The 15,294-nt window shown below is 71.4% G+C and carries 16 protein-coding genes; 3 read left to right on the plus strand and 13 right to left on the minus strand.

The window, feature by feature from the left end; translation table 11 throughout:
- Positions 1–38: 38 nt before the first annotated feature.
- The 7 genes from rdgB to murI form a co-directional block, all read right to left on the minus strand.
- Entirely contained in the window at positions 39–647 is a 609-nt protein-coding gene (gene rdgB / locus ABEA87_RS10895; protein WP_345628511.1) for an RdgB/HAM1 family non-canonical purine NTP pyrophosphatase, read from the minus strand.
- On the minus strand, positions 644–1,372 hold the full coding sequence (rph, locus tag ABEA87_RS10900) for a ribonuclease PH (RefSeq protein WP_345628513.1): 729 nt from the start codon (positions 1,370–1,372) through the stop codon (positions 644–646). The genes rdgB and rph overlap by 4 nt, the downstream gene beginning before the upstream one ends.
- On the minus strand, positions 1,327–2,196 hold the full coding sequence (locus ABEA87_RS10905) for an SGNH/GDSL hydrolase family protein (protein ID WP_345628515.1): 870 nt from the start codon (positions 2,194–2,196) through the stop codon (positions 1,327–1,329). Before ABEA87_RS10905 ends, rph begins: the two co-directional genes overlap by 46 nt.
- Positions 2,193–3,485, minus strand: coding sequence for a glycosyltransferase (locus tag ABEA87_RS10910; RefSeq protein ID WP_345628517.1), 1,293 nt, complete (start codon positions 3,483–3,485; stop codon positions 2,193–2,195). Before ABEA87_RS10910 ends, ABEA87_RS10905 begins: the two co-directional genes overlap by 4 nt.
- A 35-nt stretch (positions 3,486–3,520) precedes the next feature.
- Positions 3,521–4,666, minus strand: a complete 1,146-nt coding sequence (locus ABEA87_RS10915) for a glycosyltransferase family 4 protein (protein ID WP_345628519.1) — start codon at positions 4,664–4,666, stop codon at positions 3,521–3,523.
- A 67-nt stretch (positions 4,667–4,733) separates the two neighbouring features.
- On the minus strand, positions 4,734–5,483 hold the full coding sequence (locus tag ABEA87_RS10920) for an MBL fold metallo-hydrolase (RefSeq protein ID WP_345628521.1): 750 nt from the start codon (positions 5,481–5,483) through the stop codon (positions 4,734–4,736).
- Between the two features lie 139 nt (positions 5,484–5,622).
- Positions 5,623–6,426, minus strand: coding sequence for a glutamate racemase (murI, locus tag ABEA87_RS10925; RefSeq protein ID WP_345628523.1), 804 nt, complete (start codon positions 6,424–6,426; stop codon positions 5,623–5,625).
- 220 nt (positions 6,427–6,646) lie between these two features.
- Here murI and ABEA87_RS10930 point away from each other — a divergent pair, with 220 nt between their 5' ends.
- On the plus strand, positions 6,647–7,615 hold the full coding sequence (locus ABEA87_RS10930) for a hypothetical protein (protein ID WP_345628525.1): 969 nt from the start codon (positions 6,647–6,649) through the stop codon (positions 7,613–7,615).
- A 250-nt stretch (positions 7,616–7,865) separates the two neighbouring features.
- On the opposite strand, the gene ABEA87_RS10935 is transcribed toward ABEA87_RS10930, so the two are convergent.
- From ABEA87_RS10935 to clpS, 5 genes are all read right to left on the minus strand, one after another.
- Positions 7,866–8,831, minus strand: coding sequence for a PLP-dependent cysteine synthase family protein (locus ABEA87_RS10935; protein ID WP_345628527.1), 966 nt, complete (start codon positions 8,829–8,831; stop codon positions 7,866–7,868).
- A gap of 370 nt (positions 8,832–9,201) precedes the next feature.
- Positions 9,202–9,486 carry a MoaD/ThiS family protein gene (locus ABEA87_RS10940; RefSeq protein WP_345628529.1) on the minus strand — a complete coding sequence of 95 codons (285 nt, stop codon included), beginning with the start codon at positions 9,484–9,486 and terminating at the stop codon, positions 9,202–9,204.
- 64 nt (positions 9,487–9,550) lie between these two features.
- Positions 9,551–10,042, minus strand: a complete 492-nt coding sequence (locus ABEA87_RS10945) for a M67 family metallopeptidase (protein ID WP_345628531.1) — start codon at positions 10,040–10,042, stop codon at positions 9,551–9,553.
- A 75-nt stretch (positions 10,043–10,117) separates the two neighbouring features.
- Complete coding sequence (locus ABEA87_RS10950; RefSeq protein WP_345628922.1) at positions 10,118–10,621, minus strand: DUF2017 domain-containing protein; 504 nt, start codon at positions 10,619–10,621, stop codon at positions 10,118–10,120.
- Between the two features lie 100 nt (positions 10,622–10,721).
- A complete protein-coding gene (clpS, locus tag ABEA87_RS10955; RefSeq protein ID WP_345628533.1) occupies positions 10,722–11,012 on the minus strand; it encodes an ATP-dependent Clp protease adapter ClpS in 291 nt (96 codons plus the stop codon).
- Between the two features lie 61 nt (positions 11,013–11,073).
- Between clpS and ABEA87_RS10960 the strand changes: the two genes are divergently transcribed.
- Both ABEA87_RS10960 and ABEA87_RS10965 read left to right on the plus strand, forming a co-directional pair.
- Positions 11,074–12,354, plus strand: a complete 1,281-nt coding sequence (locus ABEA87_RS10960) for a nicotinate phosphoribosyltransferase (RefSeq protein WP_345628535.1) — start codon at positions 11,074–11,076, stop codon at positions 12,352–12,354.
- Positions 12,355–12,469: 115 nt separating this feature from the next.
- Positions 12,470–13,126, plus strand: coding sequence for an isochorismatase family protein (locus tag ABEA87_RS10965; protein ID WP_345628537.1), 657 nt, complete (start codon positions 12,470–12,472; stop codon positions 13,124–13,126).
- Between the two features lie 167 nt (positions 13,127–13,293).
- Here the strand turns inward: ABEA87_RS10965 and ctaD are convergent, their stop codons facing one another.
- On the minus strand, positions 13,294–15,075 hold the full coding sequence (gene ctaD, locus ABEA87_RS10970; protein WP_345628539.1) for an aa3-type cytochrome oxidase subunit I: 1,782 nt from the start codon (positions 15,073–15,075) through the stop codon (positions 13,294–13,296).
- Positions 15,076–15,294: the final 219 nt, after the last annotated feature.

Below are 15,294 nucleotides of genomic sequence, written 5' to 3' on the forward strand. Positions count from 1 at the left end.
GAGGCGCGAAGGGCTCCCGGCGGCCGGACCGGACCCGCTCAGGTGTCCGCTGCGGACGGATCGGTGAGTTCCGCAGTGATGATCTCGGCGAGCGCGCGGAAGGCCTTGCCCCGGTGGCTGATCGCGTCCTTCTCATCGGGCGTCAGCTCGGCGTTGGTGCGCGTCTGGCCCTCCGCCACGAAGATGGGGTCGTACCCGAACCCATTCTCACCGCGCGACGCGCGGATGAGCCGGCCCGGCATCCCCCGGGTGACCGTCCACTCCCGCCCGTCGGGCAGCGCCAGGGCGGCCGAGCACACGAAGGCGGCACCCCGGGCCGAGTCCGGCACGTCGCCGATCTGCGCCAGTACCAGCGCGAGATTCCCCGCGTCGTCGCCGTGGACGCCGGACCAGCGCGCGGAGAAGACGCCCGGCATCCCGTTCAGCACGTCGACCGCCAGTCCGGAGTCGTCCGCGACCGTGGGCAGCCCGGTGCGTGCCACGCCCTCGCGCGCCTTGATGAGCGCGTTCTCCTCGAATGTCAGCCCGCTCTCCGGCACCTCTTCGTAGGCCGGCACGTCGGCCAGCCCGACCAGCGCGACATCGATCAGGATGCGCTGGAGCTCGACCAGCTTCTTCTTGTTCCGGGTGGCCAGCAGGATCTTCATGAGGCCAGGGCCTTGCGCTGCAGCTCGGTCAGCGCCGCGCAACCGGCCGCGCCCAGATCCACCAGCGCGTCCAGCTCGGCACGCTTGAACACCGACTGCTCGCCGGTGCCCTGCACCTCGACGAAGTCGCCGGTGCCCGTGCACACGATGTTCATGTCCACGTCGGCGATGACGTCCTCTTCGTAGCACAGGTCCAGCCGGGGCTCGCCGCCGATGATGCCCACACTCACCGCGGCCACCGACCGGTGCAGCGCGGCCTCGGGCTTGCCGGACAGCGCGCGCTTGCGGCCGAGCCACGCCACGGCGTCGGCCACCGCGACGTAGCCGCCGGTGATGGCCGCGGTCCGGGTGCCGCCGTCGGCCTGCAGCACGTCGCAGTCCACCATGATGGAGTTCTCGCCGAGCGCCGCGAGGTCCAGGCAGGCCCGCAGGCTGCGGCCGATCAGGCGGGAGATTTCGTGCGTACGCCCGCCGATGCGCCCCTTCACGCTCTCCCGGTCGGAGCGGGTGGTGGTCGCCCGGGGCAGCATCGCGTACTCCGCCGTCACCCAGCCGAGCCCCGACCCCTTACGCCACCGGGGCACGCCCTCGGTGACGCTCGCGGTGCACAGCACTCGGGTCGCGCCGAACTCCACGAGCACGGAGCCTTCCGGATGCATGCTCCAATTCCGGGTCAGCGTTACCTGTCGCAGTTGGTCAGGGGTACGTCCATCGGGTCGGGCCATGCCGCCAGCCTAGTCCGCACCAACGGGGCGCACAGCGCGGCGGTGACCTCACGGGCCATCGAGTCGTCGAGCCGGTGCGCGAGCCCACGCAGCCCGTACCACCACTCCGCGATCATCATCCCGGCCAGGTACGGCACCAGATCCGTCGAGCGGTCGACCATCCAGCGCACCCCCTTCGTCGCCATCCAGCGCAGCTCGGAGGAGAGCGTGGGTGGCGGGTTGGCCGGCTCCTCATCCGGCCAGCGGGCCGGCGAAAGGCCCAGCCGGCCGGCGAACGAGCGGGCCAGCAGCCGGTGCCCGCGCTCGCTGGGGTGCAACCGGTCGACGCTCCACATGCGACGCTCATAGGTGGCCGGGTGCCCGGCGATATCGACGTGTACCGTCCCGAACCGCTCGGCCGCCGCGTCGGTGACCGCGTTGACCGCCCGGATCCGGCGGGCCAGCGGGCGGGCCAGGCCCCCGGGCAGGCGGAACATCCGCCCCGGGTCGGGCAGGCGCATGGTGAGCACGATCGCACCCTCGGTGCGCAGCGCGGCGAGGGTGCGCTCGATCGTCCCGGCCACGCGGCACACGTCGAAGGTGCGGCGCAGGGTGTCGTTGACGCCCATGATCACCGACGCGATGTCGGGACGCAGTTCCAGCGCCCGGGGCAGTTGGTCGCGCTCGACGTCCCTGGTCAACGCGCCATTGACGGCCAGGTTGTGCAGTCGGGGCGCGGGCAGGGACGCCGCCAGCAGTGCCGCCCAGCCGCGCCAGGCGCCGTCCGGCTGGGGATCGCCCACGCCCACGGTGATCGAGTCGCCCAGGGCGACGAACGTGGTCACGACGCGATCCCCGCCAGCTCGCCGTCCAGCTCGTCGCCGTCGTCCCAGGCACCGGCGACGGCGGGCGCCGACGGCCCGTCGGCCACACCGGAAAGGTCGCGACCATCCTGACCGGCGGCCAGTTCGAGACCATCCGGGCCGGCGGCCAGCTCGCTATCATCGCGGCCGGCCGAGAGGTCGAGGCCGCCGGACACGCCGTGCACGCCGAGGAAACCGGCCACCGCGTTCGGCCAGCCGAACTCCTGCGCACGGTGCCGGGCCGCCGCGCGGCGCTGCGCCGACGGGCGGTTGAGCACGTCCCGCACGCCGTCCGCGAACGCCTCCCCGCGTACCGCCACCCCGGCCGCGCCGATCACCTCGGGCAGCGCGCTCTGGTCGCTGACCACCACCGGCGTGCCGCAGGCCAACGCCTCCAGCGCCGCCAGCCCGAAGGTCTCCACCGGCCCCGGCGCCAGCACCACGTCGGCCGAGGCGAGCAGCGCGGCCAGCGCGGCTCGGTCGGGTACAAAACCGGCGAAGCGCACCGGCAACCCCGCCGCGCGGCGGACCAAGCGGGGTCGAAGTGGCCCGTCCCCGGCCACCACGAGCACGGCGGGCACCCCGGCCTCCCGCAGTTCCTGTACCGCGATGACCGAGCGCTCCGGCCGCTTCTCCGGCGACAGACGTCCACAGTGGACGATGAGTACCTCGTCGTCACGCGCGTACCGGCGCCGTACCCCGAGGGACGCGGCGGCCGGCGAGAAGTTGTTCAGGTCCACCCCGAGCGGCACCCGGCGCAGATTGGCGACCCCGAGCCGGGCGAACTCGGCCGCGGCCCAGTCCGTGGTGCAGACCACGGAGGTGTAGTGCATGGCGGTGCGGGAATTCAGCGCGTCGGCCAGCAGCGCCGCCGGCCCGGACAGCACCCGGCCGGCGAGCCCGAGCAGGCCGGCCACGCTCTCGTGCGACACCATCACCGACGGCACCCCGTTGCGCCTGGCCCACGCCCCGGTCCAGCGCAGCGTGGTGCGGTCGGACACCTCCAGCCGGTCCGGGCGCAGCTCGGCCAGCAGGGAGGTCAGCCGGCGCCGGTTGAGCAGCACCCGGTACCCGCCGGAGAGCGGCACCACCGGACCCGGCAGCGTGATGAGCCGACCCTGATCGGTCATCTCATCCGCCGCCCGCTCCCCCGGTATCACGAGCACGGGCTCGTGCCCGGCCGCGAGGTAGCCGGAGCCGAGCGCACGCATCGCCGTGCGCAGGCCGCCGGAGCGCGGGGCGACGAAGTTGGCCAGCCGCACGATTCTCATGGCGTCGGGTGTCCCGGTACCGGTGTGCGGCCGGGTCACGCCGCGGCCGGGGTCGCGGCTGGTTGCGCCGTGCCCAGTACCGCCGAATAGTGCTCGATCAGCTCGTCGCCGATGGCGGTCCAGCTGCGCCCCTCCACCAGCCTGCGGCCGGCGACGCCCATCGACTGGCGCAGCCGCGGCGAGGCGGCCAGCCGAGCCACCGCGTCCGCCAGTGCCTGATCGGAGTTGGGCGGCACCAGCAGCCCGGTCTGGCCGTGGTTCACCAGATCCACCGGTCCGCCCGCGGCCGGGGCCACCACCGGCAACCCGCTCGACGCCGCCTCCTGCAGGGTCTGCCCGAAGGTCTCAAATGGTCCACTGTGGACGAAGATGTCCAGGCTCGCGTACAGCCGGGCGAGTTGCGCGCCCTGCCGGACGCCGAGGAACACCGCGTCGGGCAGCGCCTGGCGCAGCGACGCCTCGACCGGGCCACCGCCGATGATCACCAGGCGCACGCCGGGCAGCTTCGACACCCCGGCGAGCAGTTCGACCCGCTTCTCCACCGCCAGCCGCCCCACGTACCCGACCAGCACCTCGCCGCCCGGCACCAGCGCGCGGCGCAGCGCCGCGCTGCGGTGCTTCGGGTCGAAGCGGTCGGTGTCCACGCCCCGCCGCCACAGCCAGACCCGCTCGACACCGTGCGCCAGCAGGGCGGTGGCCGACGCGGTCGACGGCGCCAGCGTACGGTCCGCGGCGTTGTGGATCCGGCGCAGCCAGCGCCAGGCCGCCGCCCCGCCGAGCTCACGCATCCGGTACGCGGTGGCGTACGAGGGAACATCGGTCTGATAGACCGCCACGGTCGGCAGCCCGAGATGCTGGGCCACCGTGCTGCCCCGGGCGCCGAGGAAGAAGGGGCCGGCCAGGTGCACCACGTCGGTACCGTGGGCGACCAGCGCCTCCGAGAGCCGGCGGCTCGGCAGGCCCAGCCGGAAGGTCGGGTACCCGGGCATCGGCAACGATGGAACCCTGACCACCGGGTACCCCAACGGCCCGGTTACCCGGGGCATGCCGGAGGCCGGCTCCGGCGCGATGACGAGTGGCCGGTGTCCCCGGGCCACCAGGTGCTCCGCGACGCGCACCACTGAGTGCGCGACTCCATTGACGTCGGGCGGGAATGACTCCGTGATGATCGCGACACGCATGCGCTCAAGGTGCGGGTACAGCCGGTGCAGCGGGTCACATCGATCTGACCAGCGGGGAAAGAGTTCCTTATATCTCGTACCGCGCGCCGGGCCGGACCAACTCAACGGGCCCGGTGAATGCCTCCGCGGCGGCGTGATAGGTCTCGTCCCCATTGCCCCAGGCACTGATCAAATGAGTCAGCAACAGCCGACCCACGCCGGCCTTGGTCGCCGCCTCGCCCGCCTCCCGAGCGGTCAGGTGCAGGTCAGGCGGGTTGACCGCGCCATCGAGGTAGCTGGCCTCGCACAGGAAAACGTCCGCACCGGCGGCCAGCCGGCCCAGTGCGTCACACATCCCGGTATCCGCCGAATAGGCCAGTACCCGGCCGGCGTGCTCAAGCCGGATGCCGTACGTCTCCACGGGATGGTTGACCCGCTCCACAGTGACCGAGAACGGCCCGATCTCGAAGGTGCCGCCGGACAGCGTCCGGAAGTCGTACACATCGTCCAGCGGGCCCTCTTCCGGGCTCCAGTAGGCCGCCGTCATCCGCTCCGCCGCGCCGGCCGGCGCGTAGAGGGGCAGCTGAGGGTACGGCCCGTCCGGCGAGTACCGCCGAACCACCACGTACGAGCAGGCGTCCAGCATGTGGTCGCAGTGCAGGTGCGACAAGATGATCGCGTCCACCGTGCGCATGTTGCCGTAACGCTGCAGCGCCGACATCGAGCCGGGGCCGAAGTCCATCATCAGCGCGAACCCGTCCGCCTCCACGAGGTAGGCGGAGCACGCCGAGTCCGGGCCGGGAAAACTGCCGGCACAGCCGAGCACGGTGAGCCTCACAACCGCCAGTCCTTCCCGGCCCTTTGGCCAGCGACGCTCCAGCAAGCGATGAACCCGACGCCTCCGGCGCATGACTGGCTCACGCTGCCGTGCCCACCTCGGGCAGCGATGAACCTGATACCTCCGGCACTTGACCGGCTCACGCTGCCGCCTGGGGCAGCGCCGTGGCGGTCGCCTCCGGCCCCAAGAATCTGTACGCCAGCTTGGCGAACACCGTTGGGTCGCCAGTGGCGAGGAAGCGATGTGCGGGTGGCGGCGCGTCGTCGGGCCGGAACATCCCGCGCTCGTTGAGCACCCGGTACACGTCCTTCGCCGTCTCGTCGGCACTCGATACCAGCGTCACGGCGTCGCCCATGACCAACCCGATCACGCCGGCCAGCAGCGGATAGTGGGTGCAGCCAAGCACCAGCGTGTCCACGTCGGCCCGCTGCAACGGCTCCAGGTATCCGCTGGCCAGCCCGAGAAGCGCCCGACCCGAGGTGATTCCCCGCTCGACGAAGTCGACGAACTGCGGGCAGGCCGCTCCGGTCACCGTGGCGTCGGGCGCCGCCGCGAAGGCGTCCACATAGGCCCCGCTGGTGATCGTCGCCGTCGTGCCGATCACGCCGATCCTGCCGTTGCGGGTGGCCGCCACGGCTCGGCGCACCGCCGGCCGGATCACCTCGATCACCGGCACGGAATAGCGCTCCCGGGCGTCGTGCAGGCACGCCGCAGATGCGCTGTTGCACGCGATCACCAGCATCTTGACGCCCTGATCGACCAGTTGATCGAGGCATTCCAGCGCGTACCGGCGCACGTCGGCGATCGGTTTCGGCCCGTACGGCAGATGAGCCGTGTCCCCCACATAGCGCACCTGTTCGTGCGGCAACTGGTCGAGGATCGCCCTGGCCACCGTCAGACCGCCGACCCCGGAGTCGAAGATGCCGATCGGCGCGTCCGTCACGGAGGGCAAGCCTACGCTGTGCGATGCCCCCTCCCGGAGGCCCGACGGGAAAGATGTCGCTAACGTGACAGGCAGGCGGACGGCCCGTCGAACGGGGGCACGCTTCGAGCGCGCTCCGTCACGGAGGGTAAATCGTTCCGTCGCACGAAGTGTTCCGGACGATCGAGGAAGCGGTGGAGCTGTGCCATCTGACGCAACCGAACCATCCCCTGCTCGGGCCGTGACCGTGCCACGGGCGCGGTCGGCCGAGGCGGACGGCGCGCCCGAGGCCCGCACCCAGGCGTCCCCCGCAGCGGCTTCCGGAGGATCGGCGGCGGCCTCCGCCAAGCCAACGTCGACGCACCCGCCCGCGAAGCCAGCCACCACAACGCCGGCCGCCACCGGGTCTGCCGCCTCAACGTCGCCGGCCTCAACGTCCGGCGGGGCGGCGTTCGCGACGCCGGGCGGCTCGACCTCCCGCACCCCGTCGGCCGGGCCGGTGCCGGCCGGGCCGGCGTCCTACCGCCCGACGATCCCCGCGCCCCGTGGGCAGGCGGCCGGCAGCCCGGCGTTTCCCGGCCCGGTGGCCGGCGGCCCGACGACCGGCAGCCCGGTGTCGCGCGGCCCGATGACCGGCGGCGCCCCGATGACCGGCAGCGCCCCGATGGCCGGCAGCGCCCCGATGGCCGGCAGCGCCCCGATGGCCGGCAGCCCCATGACCGGCGGCGCGACCACCGGTAACGCGACGACCGCCAACCCCACGGCCGGCGGCTCGATGACCGGCGTTCCCGCCGCCGACACGACGACCGGCGTTCCGGGCGCCGACGAGCAATCCGTTCCCGCCGCCGACCGGGGCGGGATCACCGCCCTGGCCGCCGCGCTGCGCTCGATGACCGCGGCCCGGCCGATCGTGCAGGTCGCCGGGAAGCCCAGCCGGCCGCCGTCCGGGCGCCCGCTCATCGTGCTGTGCGTGTGGGCCGCCCTCCTCGGCCTGATCGGCCTCGGGATCGGCATCCGGGGGCTCGTCGTGATCCTCGCCAACCACCCGCCGTCCTGGTTCAAGCCCAGCCTGATCCTGTGCGGCCTGGTCGGCATCCTGTTGACCGCCGCCGGGTTCGTGACGGCCCGGCGGGGATTCCTGCCCTGGACGTGCCTCGGCGCGGCGACCGCGGTCCTGATCGCCTCGATAGTGGTGTCGACCTCCGCCTGAGCGGCCTGGCTCGCGCGGACCGTCCCACTCCGCGCGAGCCGCCCGGGCGGCGAGGTCGCGTTCGGGCCGTCCCAGCCGAACCCGGACAGGACAAGGCCGCCTTCCGAAACATGCTTCAGTTTCCGGGCATGCCACGGTTTCCAGGCATGCTTCACTTTCCGGGCAGGTCGCGGTTTCTGGGCATGCTCCGGCTTCTGGGCATGCTCCGGCTTCTGGGCAGGTCGCGGCCGTCGCCGCTATGGGGGCCGGGTCAGGCCCAGAGCTGCCCCTCCAGGGCCTCCTCGGCGTCGCCGAGCGTGCCGCCGTACGCGCCGGTCGAGAGGTACTTCCATCCCGCGTCGGCGACCAGGAAGGCCACATCGGCGCTTCGGCCCGCCTTGCGTGCCTCGTGCGCCACGGCCAGCGCCGCGTGTGCCACCGCTCCGGTGGAGAAGCCGACGAACAGCCCCTCGGTCTCGACCAGCTGGCGGGTACGCAGCACGGCGTCCCGGGTACCGACCGAGAACCGGCGGGTCAGCACGCCGGCGTCGTACAGCTCCGGCACGTACCCCTCGTCGATGTTGCGCAGCCCGTACACCAGCTCCCCGTACCGGGGCTCGGCGGCGATGACCTCGATGTCCGGGTTCTTCTCGCGCAGGTACCGGCCGGTGCCCATGAGCGTGCCGGTGGTGCCGAGTCCCGCCACGAAGTGCGTGATGGTCGGCAGGTCGCGCAGCAGCTCGGGGCCGGTGGTCTCGTAGTGGGCGCGGGCGTTGGCCTCGTTGCCGTACTGGTAGAGCATCACCCAGTCGGGGTGCTCGGCCGCGATCTGCTTCGCCTGCGCCACGGCCATGTTGGAGCCACCGGCCGCCGGCGAGAAGATGATCTCGGCGCCGTACATCCGGAGGAGCTGCACCCGTTCGGTGGAGACGTTCTCCGGCATCACGCAGACCAGCCGGTACCCGCGCAGCTTGGTCACCATTGCCAGCGCGATGCCGGTGTTACCGCTGGTCGGCTCCAGGATGGTGTCGCCCGGCCGCAGGGTGCCAGCGGCCTCGGCGGCGCGCACCATCCACAGCGCCGCCCGATCCTTGACCGAACCGGTCGGGTTGCGGTCCTCCAGCTTGGCCCACAGCCGCACCTCGGGCTCGCCGGGCGCGGCGGGCGGCGACAGCCTCGGCAGGCCGACCAGCGGGGTATTGCCGCAGGTGTCCAACAGACTCTCAAACCGTGCCATCCCGGCACCCCCTTCTCGTTCCGGGCAGGTGAGGCTCGATCCGGCCGGGTGAGGAGGCGGTCGACCCCGATGTTGACCGGGCCCCGGCGTCGATCGGACGCCGGGCGCGACTCCAGGAGTCGGCCCCGGCCGGTGGTGACCGGCGCCGGCGCCGGATGACGCGGCGCCGGGGACGGCGCACCGCCGGATGTCGCTCAGCGGTGGCCGTCGCCGCGCAGTGGCCAGGCTTCGGCAGTGGTCAGGTCTCGGTGGGTGATCTAGGTCTCAGCGGGTGGGCCCAGGCCCGGCGGCGCGACCCCGGCTCAGCGGCCGGCCCCGCTCACCACGCGGATCCGCTCAGTGCTCGACGCCGCTCAGCGCTCCGAGCCGCTCAGCGCCCCGAGCCGCCCGCCACGGCCGGCAGGATGGTCACGGTGTCGCCGTCCTTGACCTTGGCGTCCAGCGCGCCCAGGAACCGGACGTCCTCGTCGTTGACGTACACGTTGACGAACCGGTGCAGGCCGCCGTCCTCGGTCACCAGGCGGGCGCGCAGGCCCGCGTAGCTGGCGTCCAGGTTGGTGAGCAGGTCGGCGATGCTGTCGCCGGCACCCTCGACGATCTTCGCGCCGCCGGTGTACTGGCGCAGGATGGTGGGGATACGAACCTCGATGGCCATGATGTGCGGTACTCCTCGAATCAGACAGGAAGCGGGACGACGGACGTGGTATTCGCGGCGCGGCTCAGTGGCCGGCGGAACACTCGTAGTCGACCGTCGCCGGGCTCTGCCCGAACATGTACGTCGTGACGGCGGTCGGGTCCACACTGGCGTCCACGATCTGCACCGGCTCCTCGGTGACCGTCCCGTCCACGATCCGGAACGATCGGATCTCCTCGGTCGACGGATCCCGGGTTGAGACCAGCAGGTAGTGCGCCTTCGGCTCGCCGGCCAGGGAGGAATCGGTACGCGACGGGTAGGCCTCGGTCGCGGTATGCGAGTGGTAGATCACCACTGGCTCTTCGTCCCGGTCGTCCATCTCCCGCCACACCCTCAGCTGCTCCATCGAGTCGAAGCGGTAGAAGGTGCTGGAGCGCTCGGCGTTGTCCATGGGCACATGCCTGGCCGGGGTGTCCGATCCGATCGGACCCGCGACAACACCGCACGCCTCATCGGGGTGATCCCGGCGGGCGTGCGCCACTATCGCGTCGATGATGTCGCGCCCGATGGTCAGCACGGTTACAGAGCCTACCTCGCGAACCGGCGATCGGGCCGCAGGAGGGCTGTCGAGGACCGGAGGGAACCTCCGCCCTCACCCGCCTCGGGCGATGATCGCGTCGAGCAGCGATTCCTGGAGAACGCCCAGGTACTGGTACATGGTCAACTGGCGCACCCGTGCCGACGTCGGGTCCCGCATGACCGCGTCGTCGAGTTCCTCGAGCAGATCCGTGTCGTCCTTCACATCCAGCCGGATGCCGAGGGCCAGCCGCACGTCGTTGAGCGCCCGCAGCCACGCCTCGGCCGCCTCCGGATCCAGCCGCACGACCGCACCGCCGGTGGACGGCAGGGCGGCCAGGATGGCCCCGGCCTGGTCGATCTTCGCGGTCTTCAGGTCGCCCTCGGTGTACCGGCGGAAGTCCGCGGCCTGCGCGGGGTCGTCGCCGTACACGTCCGGGAACAGCCGCTCGACCACGGGATCGCCACGGTCGAACCCGTCGGTGAGCAGACCGATGACCTCGGTGGCCACCTGACGCAGCACGGACACCTCGTCGGCCGCGAAACGGGCCACGCAGGTGTCGGCGTGGCGACGAAACATGCTCACGCGCGCACCTCGCTCTCATCATGCCGGCACACCAACGCGGCCACCGCCGTCGCGTTCATCGTCACCCCGTCGGTTACCAACACCCTGCCGAGCCTCACTGCTTGTCGACCGTGGCCCACAGACCGTACGCGTGCAGGCGCGACGCGTCGTGCTCCATGCGCTCCCGCGCGCCCGAGGACACGATCGCCCGGCCCTTGTGGTGCACGTCCAGCATCAGCGCCTCGGCGCGGTCCTTGCTGTACCCGAAGAGTTTCTGGAAAACCCAGGTCACATACGACATCAGGTTGACCGGATCGTTCCACACGATGGTGACCCACGGCCGGTCCTCCGCGGGTACCTCTTCGATGTCCGGCGTCTCCATGGGCGCGACCTGCGGCGCGGTCATACCCACCATCGTGCCACGCCCTCTGTCCGCAATCCCGGCATGCGACCGTACGCTAGTCAATGTGACCGCTGCCCTTCTCACCGACCAGTACGAACTGACCATGGTCGGCGCCGCTCTCCGGGACGGCACCGCGGACCGGCAATGCGTGTTCGAGGTGTTCGCCCGGCGGCTGCCCACCGGCCGACGCTACGGCGTGGTCGCGGGCACCGGCCGGCTGATCGAACTGCTCCGGGAGTTCCGCTTCGACCGCGCCGACCTGGACCACCTGCGCGAGGAGGGCGTCGCGGACGAGAACCTGGTCAACTGGCTGTCCCGGTACCGGTTCCGTGGCGATATCACCGGCTACGCCGAGGGTGAGCTGTTCTTTCCGGGTTCCCCGATCCTCACGGTGAGCGGCACCTTCGCGGAGTGCGTGGTGCTCGAGACGTTGATCTTGTCGGTGTTCAATCACGACTGCGCGGTGGCCGCCTCGGCGGCCCGGATGGTGACCGCGGCACGGGGCCGGCCGCTCATCGAGATGGGCTCCCGGCGCACCCACGAGTCGGCGGCGGTGGCCGCGGCCCGGTCGGCGTACCTGGCCGGCTTCGCCTCGACGTCGAACCTTGAGGCCGGCCGGCGCTACGGCATCCCGACCACCGGCACCGCGGCGCACGCGTTCACGCTGCTGCACGACGACGAGCGGACGGCCTTCGCCTCGCAGGTGGCGCAGTTGGGCAAGGAGACCACGCTGCTGGTCGACACGTACGACATCGCGGAGGGCATCCGCACGGCGATCGCGGTGGCCGGGCCGGAGCTGCGGGCGGTGCGCATCGACTCCGGCGACCTGTCGGTGCTCGCCGCGCACTCCCGCCAACTGCTCGATTCGCTCGGGGCGACCGAGACAAAAATCATAGTCTCCGGCGACCTGGACGAGTACGCGATCGCGTCGCTCGCGGCCGAGCCGGTGGACATCTACGGCGCGGGCACCGCGGTCGTGGTCGGCTCCGGGGCACCCACCGCCGGCCTCGTGTACAAGCTCGTCGAGGTGGACGGTCGGCCGGTGGTCAAGCGCTCGGAGCACAAGGCCACCGTGGGCGGACGGAAGACGGCGGTACGGCGGCACAAGCCGACCGGCACGGCCACCGAGGAGATAGTGGTCTCGCGGGGGCTGCCCGAGGCCCAGACCGGGGACCGGCTGCTCCAGCGCGAATTCGTCACCGGTGGCGAACCGGTGGACGACATACCCACCCTCACCCAGAGCCGGGAGAGGTTGCACGACGCCCTGATCTCCATACCCTGGGAGGGATTGAAGCTGTCGGCCGGCGATCCCGCCATCCCGGTCACCATCGTTCCCGCCGCGTGACGCCCTTCCACCGGACGGATTCGCACCAGGCCAATGCCGCCGCGACGGCACCGGTCGCCACCAGGGTGCCGATCCCCGCGGCGTTCCCGTTCCCGAGCCTCGACCCGGAGCGACCATGCGAGCACTGATCATCGTCGACGTTCAGAACGATTTCTGCGAGGGCGGTTCGCTGGCGGTCGCCGGCGGGTCCGCCGTCGCCGCCGCCATCACCGCGGCGCTCGCCGATCCGACCGCCACCGCTTCAGGTGACGCGTGCAACGGCGCCGACGCGCCGAACGGAGGCGGTGCGGGCGAGGCCAGTGCGGGCGAGGCCGGCGGGCGGCGCTGGGACCACGTCGTGGCCACCAAGGACTTCCACGTCGACCCCGGCGCCCACTTCGGGAACCCGCCGGACTACGTGCTGAGCTGGCCGGTGCACTGCGTCGTCGGGACGGCCGGCACCGACCTGCATCCCAACCTCGACACCGGCCGGATCGAGGCGGTGTTCACCAAGGGCGAGCACGCGGCCGCCTACTCCGGCTTCGAGGGCCGCGCGGACGGCGTGGGGCTCGCCGACTGGCTGCGCGCCCGCAACGTGTCCTCGGTGGACGTGGTGGGCATCGCGACGGACCACTGCGTGCGCGCCACGGCCCTGGACGCCGCCGGGGCCGGCTTCGACACCACGGTGCTGCTCGACCTGACCGCGGGCGTAGCGCCGTCCACCGTGGACTCGGCCCTCATCGAACTCCGCGCCGCGGGCGTCGGCCTGTCCGGCACCGTACGGCAGGTCTGACCGGCCGAGTCTTCTACAAACTGTCCTGGAAGCCCGCCGGCTCTGGAGCCCGCCGGCTCTGGAGCCCGCCGGCCGGCGGCCGAAGCCCTGAGCCCGGCGGGCGCCCGAAATGCATATGACTCGGCCCCGGCGGGCATTCACCGCCGGGGCCGAGTTCGCGTCTACCGCTAGTTGTCGCTCGCGCTCGACTGGGAAGCCCCCGCGTCGGCGACGCCCGAGTCGGCGGGACCGGACTGCGCGGGCACCGTCGTCCCGGCGCCGACCCCGACCGTGACCGGCGACGCGATCACACCGCCGCCGCCCGGAGCCAGGTGCGGGAACTTGAGGTCGAACGCCGGACGCTCGGAGCGGATCCGGGGCATGCGGTCGAAGTTGCGCAGCGGCGGCGGGCACGAGGTGGCCCACTCCAGCGACATGCCGTACCCCCACGGGTCGTCCACCTCGACCACGCGCCCCGACTTGTACGACTTCCACACGTTGTAGAGGAAGGGCAGCGTCGAGGCACCGAGGATGAAGGCACCAATCGAGGAGACGGTGTTCAGGGTGGTGAACCCGTCGCTGGGCAGGTAGTCCGCGTACCGGCGGGGCATGCCCTCGGCGCCCAGCCAGTGCTGCACCAGGAACGTGGTGTGGAAGCCGATGGTGGTCAGCCAGAAGTGCACCTTGCCCAGCCGCTCGTCGAGCATCCGGCCGGTCATCTTCGGGAACCAGAAGTAGATGCCGCCGTACACCGCGTACACGATCGTGCCGAACAGCACGTAGTGGAAGTGCGCCACCACGAAATAGGTGTCCGAGACGTGGAAGTCGATCGGCGGGCTGGCCAGCAGTACCCCGGACAGGCCACCGAACAGGAAGGTGACCAGGAAGCCGATGGCGAACAGCATCGGAGTCTCGAAGCTGAGCTGCCCTCGCCACATCGTGCCGATCCAGTTGAAGAACTTCATACCGGTCGGCACCGCGATCAGGAACGACAGGAACGAGAAGAACGGCAGCAGCACCTGGCCGGTGGCGAACATGTGGTGCGCCCACACGCTCATGGACAGCGCGGCGATACCGATGGTCGCGCCAACCAGGCCCTTGTACCCGAAGATCGGCTTGCGGCTGAACACCGGGATGATCTCGGAAATGATCCCGAAGAACGGCAGCGCGACGATGTAGACCTCGGGGTGCCCGAAGAACCAGAACAGGTGTTGCCAGAGCAGCGCACCACCTGTTTGTGAGTCATAGATGTGCGCGCCGAGCATCCGGTCGGCCATGGCTGCCAGGAACGCGGCCGCCAGGATCGGGAAGACCATGAGCACCAGCAGCGAGGTGACCATGATGTTCCAGGTGAAGATCGGCATCCGGAACATGGTCATGCCGGGCGCGCGCAGGGTCAGGATGGTGGTGATCATGTTGACCGCGCCGAGGATGGTACCCAGACCGGAGATCACCAGGCCGACGAACCACAGCGAGGCGCCCGCCCCCGGCGAGTTCTGCCCGTTGGCCAGCGGTTGGTAGGCGAACCAACCGAAGTCGGCGGCACCGCCCGGCGTCAGGAACCCGCCGATCACCATGAGCCCGCCGAACAGGTACAGCCAGTAGGCGAACGCGTTGAGCCTCGGGAACGACACGTCCGGGGCGCCGATCTGCAGCGGCACGACGTAGTTGGCGAACGCGAACAACACTGGCGTCGCGAACAGCAGCAGCATGATCGTGCCGTGCATGGTGAACAGCTGGTTGTACTGCTCGGGCGAGAGGAACTGCAGCCCCGGCCGGGCCAGCTCGGCGCGCATCAGCAACGCGAGTAGACCACCGATGAGGAAGAACCCGAACGACGTGACCAGATACATCAGGCCGATCTGCTTCGCGTCTGTCGTACGCAGCAGTCGCGCGATCGCCGAACCCCTGGCGGGTTGGCGGACGGGCCAGGGCCGCGTCACGATCGGCTTCGGTGCGACGGTGGTCACGTGGGGCCTCCTGCAGGCTGGTCACCGCGCGGCCGCGAGATGATCCGCGGCCGTACCTCGGACGCAGAATAGTCCCCTGACCAGAACGCTCGGGCCAAGGGGTGTCCAACCCGCCGTCTCCGGCGCTTACCCCCGCCACCAGCGCGCCCTCGCCGCCCGGGTCGGGGCCGGCTGGTATCACCGCGTTCCGGGCTCGGCGCAACCCGTTCCCGGCCCTAA

The sequence above is a fragment of the Rugosimonospora acidiphila genome, assembly GCF_039543385.1.
Classification (GTDB): Bacteria; Actinomycetota; Actinomycetes; order Mycobacteriales; family Micromonosporaceae; genus Rugosimonospora; species Rugosimonospora acidiphila.